The 7,828-nt window shown below is 44.3% G+C and carries 8 protein-coding genes; all 8 read left to right on the top strand.

Annotated features, from left to right (window positions below; all coding sequences use genetic code 11):
• The coding region (locus FRX57_RS07400; protein ID WP_146568185.1) for an LPXTG cell wall anchor domain-containing protein at positions 1-356 on the top strand (356 nt) is incomplete at its 5' end.
• Positions 357-539: 183 nt separating this feature from the next.
• On the top strand, positions 540-1,289 hold the full coding sequence (locus FRX57_RS07395; RefSeq protein ID WP_146568186.1) for a M15 family metallopeptidase: 750 nt from the start codon (positions 540-542) through the stop codon (positions 1,287-1,289).
• Positions 1,286-1,867 carry a glycoside hydrolase family 73 protein gene (locus FRX57_RS07390; protein WP_146568184.1) on the top strand — a complete coding sequence of 194 codons (582 nt, stop codon included), beginning with the start codon at positions 1,286-1,288 and terminating at the stop codon, positions 1,865-1,867. The genes FRX57_RS07395 and FRX57_RS07390 overlap by 4 nt, the downstream gene beginning before the upstream one ends.
• Before the next feature lie 174 nt (positions 1,868-2,041).
• Positions 2,042-3,097 carry a heat-inducible transcriptional repressor HrcA gene (gene hrcA, locus FRX57_RS07385; RefSeq protein WP_146568183.1) on the top strand — a complete coding sequence of 352 codons (1,056 nt, stop codon included), beginning with the start codon at positions 2,042-2,044 and terminating at the stop codon, positions 3,095-3,097.
• Positions 3,087-3,605, top strand: a complete 519-nt coding sequence (gene grpE, locus FRX57_RS07380; RefSeq protein WP_146568182.1) for a nucleotide exchange factor GrpE — start codon at positions 3,087-3,089, stop codon at positions 3,603-3,605. The genes hrcA and grpE overlap by 11 nt, the downstream gene beginning before the upstream one ends.
• 220 nt (positions 3,606-3,825) lie before the next feature.
• Positions 3,826-5,649 carry a molecular chaperone DnaK gene (dnaK, locus tag FRX57_RS07375; protein ID WP_146568181.1) on the top strand — a complete coding sequence of 608 codons (1,824 nt, stop codon included), beginning with the start codon at positions 3,826-3,828 and terminating at the stop codon, positions 5,647-5,649.
• Positions 5,650-5,843: 194 nt separating this feature from the next.
• A complete protein-coding gene (locus tag FRX57_RS07370) occupies positions 5,844-6,551 on the top strand; it encodes a type 1 glutamine amidotransferase domain-containing protein (protein WP_146568180.1) in 708 nt (235 codons plus the stop codon).
• A gap of 76 nt (positions 6,552-6,627) precedes the next feature.
• Complete coding sequence (dnaJ, locus tag FRX57_RS07365; protein ID WP_146568179.1) at positions 6,628-7,791, top strand: molecular chaperone DnaJ; 1,164 nt, start codon at positions 6,628-6,630, stop codon at positions 7,789-7,791.
• Positions 7,792-7,828: the final 37 nt, after the last annotated feature.

Below are 7,828 nucleotides of genomic sequence, written 5' to 3'. Positions count from 1 at the left end.
ATAAAGGAACAGTAACGGTTATCGTTGAGTATCCAGATGGATCAACTGAAGAAGTTGAAGTGCCAGTTATCGTCACACCAGTTGCGAAACCTGATACTAAACCAGCAACTCCAGGTAAACCAGCTGATAAGCCAGCGACTCCAGCTGCGAAACCAGTTGCAGGCCCAGCAGCTAAAGCTCCAGCGGCACCAGCAGCCAAAGCAGCAAGCCAAGCGCCAGCAGCTCAATCAGGTGCTAAGATGGATGTCTTGCCATCTACAGGTACTGAAAGCAATGCGGCAGCGACAGCGGCAGGTGTTGGCATGATCCTTGCTTCACTTGGTCTTGCAGGCAAACGTCGTCGTAAAGAGGACTAAGACCTAGGCAGATGAACCTGTCACTTTCCAACAGATAGAAAGAAAATCTCCCTTGTCATGCGATGAGGGGGATTTTTGCTAAATCATTTCGAATAATTAAGAGAGGGAGAAATTTCGTTCTTAATGGCGGATTTCTTCATTTTATGGTAAAATAATAGGGATTTTAGGAGGCGATGGATGTCTATGGGAAAAGGGCTTAATCTTAAATGTATCGGTTTAATCGTGGGTGTCTTGCTTTTGCTCTTACTGTTGGTGAAAGGTGTCTTTCTAAAAACGGATAATGCTCAGATGCCGGAGTCTACCGTCAAATCGGAGCGGTTGGCTGATTCTAATGATAAAGAGGAGAGTGACCTACCCAAAGTTTCCTCGGCTGACTGGGAGTTACGCTTGGTCAACAGGAACCACTATACTCCTGAACTAAATCCAGATCTTGCTATGGTGGATAATATTTGGGTGGATCGGCGAATTGAAGATCAGGTCAGAGGTTTTTTAGAGGCGGCGCAAGCCATCGATGCCAATGAACATTTGATTTCAGGATATCGTAGTGTGGCTTATCAAGAGGAACTTTATGAAAGCTATGTTGAGCAAGAGATGGCAGCCAATCCAGATCTTTCGCGAGCAGCGGCTGAGCGCTTGGTTCAAACTTATTCTCAACCGGCGGGGGCTAGTGAACATCAGACGGGATTGGCCATTGATATGAGCACAGTCAATAGTCTTAATGCTAGTGATCCAGAGGTTGCCCGTCAGGTACAGGATTTAGCGGCAGATTATGGTTTTGTTTTGCGTTTCCCACAAGGAAAGGCTAAGGTCACAGGGGTGGATTATGAAGATTGGCATTTTCGCTATGTTGGGGTCCAATCGGCTAATTATATGAAAAAGAATCAATTAACCTTGGAAGAGTATGTTAATTTGTTGAAGGAGAACAATCAGTGAGACGAAAGTTATCTGCAAAAGGATTGGTGATTATTGGACTGTTATTGCTAGGTGGCCTGTTTCCTATTTTGGGCCGTTCCCAGTTGATGAAGGCTGAGACCGTAGTTAATCAGACTTATTCGCAAAATCAGTTCCTCCAAGATATTGCGCCACATGCTCAACGTCTATCGCAGGTTTATGGTGTGCCAGCATCGCTCATTATGGCTCAAGCAGCCCTATCTTCCAATTATGGTAGCTATGTCTTGGCAGTTACCTATCATAACCTCTTTGGTTTGGTGGCTCAGCCAGGGCAGACGAGTGTAGAATTGCGCACAGATCGTTATTTGGCAGGGAAGTTGACGACAATTAGCCAGCGCTTTGTTGTTTATCGTTCTTGGAAAGAGTCCCTCTACGATTACATGGCCAAGTTAAAATCAGGTGCTTGGGGCAAGGATTTATACCAGACCTTGGCGACCTCTTCTGATTATAAAATTTCAGCCAAGGCCCTGGAGGCGGCAGGATTCTCCACGGCGCCAGATTATGCGGAAGAGTTGATTAATATAATTGAAGCAAAAAATCTGACTCAATATGATAACTAGTAGGCAAGGTAGGGACAGGCTAATGATTTAGGTCTGGAGACTGATTTTTAGCACTCTTGATAAAAGAGTGCTAATTTTTTGTGCTTTTCCCTTGACATTGTTGCTAATAGGAGTATAATAGAACTATAAATTAGCAGTCGGGGATTACGAGTGCTAAATGAAAGGGTGGGTGACATGATCACGCAAAGGCAGAATGATATTCTCAATCTCATTGTGGAATTATTTACCCAGACTCGAGAGCCGGTAGGCTCTAAGACCTTGCAGCAGACCATTGATTCTAGTTCAGCAACCATCCGTAATGAGATGGCTCGCTTGGAGAAGCTTGGTTTGTTAGAGAAGGCCCATACCTCTAGTGGGCGCAAGCCCAGTGTGGCTGGTTTTAAATATTTTGTCCAACACTCTTTAGCCTTGGACAGTATTGATGAGCAGGATGCCTACCAAGTGATTAAGGCCTTTGATTTTCAAGCCTTCAAGTTGGATGATCTTTTGCAAAAAGCTAGTCAGATTTTATCGGATTTGACGGGTTATACAGCCCTTGTTCTAGATGTTGAGTCCAAGGAACAGCGATTAACAGGTTTTAAGATTGTTCAGCATAGTAGCCATGATGCTTTGGCAATTATGGTTTTGGATGATTCTAAGCCTGTCACTGTTGAGTTTGCTGTTCCCAAAAATTTTCTCAGCAAGGACCTGCAAATTTTGGAAGATTTGATTGCGGAGCGTTTGCTAGGTAAATCAGTTTTAGACATTCATTACAAGTTGCGAACGGAGATTCCCCAAGTGGTGCAAAAGTATTTTGTCACGACGGATAATGTCCTAGATTTGTTTGACTATGTCTTTTCTAAATTATTTAATGAAACGATTTTCATTGCAGGTAAGGTTAAGAGCCTCACCTACGGTAGTTTGTCCACCTACCAGTTTCTAGATAATCCGCAAGAAGTGGCCTTGGCCCTTCGTCAACAGATTAAAAATGAAGATTTGCTGACGGTCGATATTATTGAAGGGTTAGGTAGTGATATGACCCAGTTGGGGCTAATCAACCAACAATTTCTCATCCCTTATCGAGGCTTTGGTCTAATGACTTTGATGGGTCCTGTGGAGATGGATTATCGCCGGGCAGTGAGTTTAACCAGTTTGGTTAGTAAGGTTTTAGTGGCCAAATTAACTGATTATTATCGCTATGTGAATAGCAATCACTATGAAGTAGAAAGAGGAGATGATTATGTCAGATGATTTAAAAAATCAAGAGCTAGAGGAGGAGCTAGTAGAAGCCACCGAAGAAGAGGTGGTGGAAACAGTAGAAACGACTGAATTGTCCGACCTGCAGGCTAGGTTTGATGAGGTTGAAAACAAGTATCTGAGAGCCCACGCGGAGATGCAAAATATCCAACGTCGTGCGACGGAAGAGCGTCAGCAGTTGCAAAAATATCGCTCGCAGGATTTGGCTAAAAAAGTCCTACCAGCCTTGGACAATTTAGAACGTGCTTTGGCTGTGGAGGGATTGACTGATGATGTTAAAAAAGGCCTTGAAATGACCCGTGATAGCTTGGTTCAAGCCCTGAAAGAAGAAGGGGTGGAGGAAGTGGCAGTGGAAACTTTTGATGCTAACTACCACATGGCCGTTCAGACTCTAGCAGCTGACGATGACCATCCAGCAGATACTATCGCTCAAGTCTTCCAAAAGGGTTATCAACTCCATGACCGTCTGCTTCGTCCAGCCATGGTCGTCGTTTATAGCTAGTCTGCTTAAGCTCTGCTATTGAAGCAAGCTTGTCCGCAATGACGTTAAACTAGGCAGTAAGTCAGAAATCTTTGTTGTCGTTGACAACCCCCCGGCAAGGATGATTAGGCTTTTCATCGTCCGAAAGATGACGACATGCCAAACAGTTACTGCGAAAAGAAAGAATAACCAGCGAGCTTATGCGAGCATTAAAAAGAAAAACAAATAAGAGGTAAAGAAGATGTCTAAAATTATCGGTATTGACTTAGGAACAACCAACTCAGCAGTCGCAGTTCTTGAAGGAACTGAAAGTAAAATCATTGCTAACCCAGAAGGAAATCGCACAACGCCTTCTGTTGTATCTTTCAAAAATGGTGAAATCATTGTGGGCGATGCTGCAAAACGCCAAGCGGTGACTAACCCAGAAACGATCATCTCAATCAAATCAAAAATGGGAACTTCTGAAAAAGTATCAGCTAATGGTAAAGAGTACACCCCACAAGAAATCTCTGCTATGATTTTGCAATACTTGAAAGGCTATGCAGAAGATTACCTTGGTGAAAAGGTAGAAAAAGCAGTTATTACTGTACCAGCTTACTTTAATGATGCCCAACGTCAAGCAACCAAAGACGCAGGTAAAATTGCTGGTCTTGAAGTAGAGCGTATCGTCAACGAACCAACGGCAGCAGCTCTTGCTTATGGTTTGGATAAAACGGATAAGGATGAAAAAATCTTGGTCTTTGACCTTGGTGGTGGTACCTTTGACGTATCTATCCTTGAGTTGGGTGATGGAGTCTTTGATGTTTTGGCAACAGCTGGTGACAACAAGCTTGGTGGTGATGACTTTGACCAAAAAATCATTGACTTCCTTGTGGCAGAGTTCAAGAAAGAAAATGGTATCGATTTAGCAGCTGACAAGATGGCTCTTCAACGCTTGAAAGATGCGGCTGAAAAAGCGAAAAAAGACTTGTCAGGTGTGACCCAAACACAAATCAGCTTACCATTTATCACAGCAGGAGCAGCAGGACCACTTCACTTGGAAATGTCTCTTTCTCGTGCGAAATTTGATGATTTGACTCGTGATTTGGTAGAGCGAACTAAGGTTCCTGTACGTCAAGCTCTTTCAGATGCTGGCTTGTCTATCTCTGAAATTGATGAGGTTATCCTTGTTGGAGGGTCAACTCGTATTCCAGCAGTTGTTGAAGCTGTTAAGGCAGAAACTGGTAAAGAGCCAAACAAATCTGTCAACCCTGATGAAGTGGTTGCTATGGGTGCAGCTATCCAAGGTGGTGTCATCACTGGTGATGTCAAAGATGTGGTCCTGCTTGATGTGACACCATTGTCACTCGGTATTGAAACCATGGGTGGTGTCTTTACTAAATTAATCGAGCGTAACACAACCATTCCAACCTCTAAATCACAAGTCTTCTCAACGGCAGCAGACAATCAACCAGCGGTGGACATCCATGTTCTTCAAGGGGAGCGTCCAATGGCAGCGGACAATAAGACGCTTGGTCGTTTCCAATTGACAGATATTCCAGCAGCTCCTCGTGGTATTCCACAAATTGAAGTGACCTTTGACATTGACAAGAACGGTATCGTGTCTGTTAAGGCTAAAGACCTTGGTACACAGAAAGAACAACACATTGTCATCAAGTCAAATGATGGCCTTTCTGAAGAAGAAATTGACCGTATGATGAAAGACGCTGAAGCCAATGCTGAGGCAGATAAGAAACGTAAAGAAGAAGTCGATCTTAAAAATGAAGTGGACCAAGCCATCTTTGCGACTGAGAAAACCATCAAGGAAACAGAAGGCAAAGGCTTTGATACAGAACGTGACGCAGCTCAAGCAGCCCTTGACGACTTGAAAGCAGCTCAAGAGTCAGGTAACCTTGATGAGATGAAGGCAAAACTTGAAGCTCTTAATGAAAAAGCTCAAGCTCTTGCAGTCAAAATGTACGAGCAGGCAGCGGCGGCTCAACAAGCCCAAGCAGGTGCAGAAGGTGCCCAAACAGCTGACAACTCAGGCGATGATGTGGTAGACGGCGAGTTTACGGAGAAGTAAAATAGTCCTGTGGACTATTTTACCCCAAGCTTAGAAGCTTGAGGGTGAGGTTGGTTCGGTAAGTTACAAGTTTGAAACAAGAAATGAGTGGTTAATCGTAACAGGAACTGACCGTCTTGTTTGGAACAAATAAGTTATCTCAAATTCAGAGGTTGTCACCCAGCCTCTGTTTTTGGGTAGAGAGGAGGAGTTGCATGGGTCTAAAACAGGGAAAAGTACTTGTGGTTTTGACTAATGTCAGTTCTTATGGGGAGGATTCTGAAGCAACTGGGCTTTGGTTGGCTGAGGCGACAGAGTTTGTTGATGAGTTGATAAAGGCTGGTTATGAACTGGATTATGTTAGTCCAAAGGGAGGTCAGGTGCCCTTGGATCCTCGTAGCTTGAAAAAGGTCTATGCCAAGCAGGGAGATTTTGCCATAAAGAACAGTCAGGATTTTCAAGTTCGTGCCTTGAAGCATTCGAAAAAGCCATCTGAGGTCAATCCTGCGGACTATGTGGCGCTCTACTATACTGGTGGTCACGGTGTCATCTGGGATTTTCCTGATGATGAGGGTTTGCAGGCTTTAGCCATGTCAATTTACCGTCAAGGAGGTTACCTGATCTCGGTTTGTCACGGAGTGGCAGGTTTACTCAATCTTAAAGATGAAGAAGGTTCTTATCTAATTGCGGGTAAACGTATCACAGGATTTACCAAGTGGGAGGAAATTCTTAGCGGAAAGTTGGGTAAGGTTCCTTTTGTTACAGAAAATGCAGTTAAACAAAGAGGGGCTGATTTTCAGAAAAAACGTCCCTTTGCCAGTCATGCTCTGCGTGATGGTCGCTTGATTACAGGACAAAATCCCATGTCAGGTCGAGCTGTAGCTAAATTATTAGTAGAGAGTTTGGCTACTGAAGTTAATTAAATCAAAGCTAGGCTTATCCGAAAAAATTATGGAAAGGAAGTCTTGTTGGTTTTTGTGGGCCGAACAAGCATAACTTATGAACAATACAGAATTTTATGAGCGTCTAGGGGTAGCCAAGGACGCATCACAAGATGACATCAAAAAAGCCTATCGCAAGATGTCTAAAAAGTATCATCCTGACCTTAACAAGGAGGCTGGTGCTGAGCAGAAATACAAGGATATTCAAGAGGCTTATGAGACCTTGAGTGATAGCCAAAAACGTGCCGCTTATGACCAATATGGTGCGGCGGGAGCTAATGGCGGCTTCGGTGGAGGAGCAGGAGGTTTCGGAGGCTTTGATGGTGCTGGTTTCGGAGGCTTTGATGGTGCTGGTTTCGGAGGTTTTGAAGATATTTTTTCCAGTTTCTTTGGTGGCGGAAGTGCTAGTCGTAATCCCAATGCCCCACGCCAGGGGGACGATCTTCAGTACCGAGTTGATTTAAGTTTTGAAGAAGCCATCTTTGGTACAGAAAAAGAAGTCAAATACAGTCGTGAAGCTTCCTGTGGCACTTGTTCGGGAACTGGTGCCAAACCTGGTACTAGCCCAGTCACCTGTGGCAAGTGTCATGGCTCAGGTATCATGACAGTGGATACGCAAACACCACTAGGCATGATGCGTCGTCAGGTGACTTGTGATCGTTGTCATGGCCGAGGCCAAGAAATTACCTCACCTTGTCAAACCTGTCGTGGAACTGGCCATGAAGAAAAGGTCCATACTGTTTCGGTCAAGGTGCCGGCAGGTGTGGAAACTGGCCAACAAATTCGTCTAGCTGGTCAAGGGGAAGCTGGTTTCAATGGTGGTCCCTATGGTGATCTCTTTGTTATCATCAATGTCCGACCAAGTGATAAGTTCCAACGTGATGGGGCAACCATTTATTACAGTTTGGATTTGAACTTTGTGCAAGCAGCCTTGGGTGATACCATTGAGGTGCCAACCGTACATGGAGCGGTTGAATTAACCATTCCTGCAGGAACGCAGACGGGTAAGACCTTCCGTCTGAAAGGCAAGGGAGCACCGCGCTTACGGGGTGGTGGTCAGGGAGACCAGCATGTAACCGTCAAGCTTGTCACCCCAACCAAGCTTAATGATGCCCAAAAAGAAGCCCTCAAATCATTTGCTGCAGCGAGTGGTTTCAATGAGGTTCACCCTAAGAAAAAAGGATTTTTTGACAAGGTAAAAGACGCTTTTGAAGATATCTAATAAAAAAAGATTGGGGATGATTGCCCAATCTTTTAAT

Origin of the sequence: Streptococcus cuniculipharyngis, from assembly GCF_007859195.1 — a bacterium.
GTDB classification, from domain to species: domain Bacteria; phylum Bacillota; class Bacilli; order Lactobacillales; family Streptococcaceae; genus Streptococcus; species Streptococcus cuniculipharyngis.
This window is presented reverse-complemented; position numbering and strand designations above follow the sequence as displayed.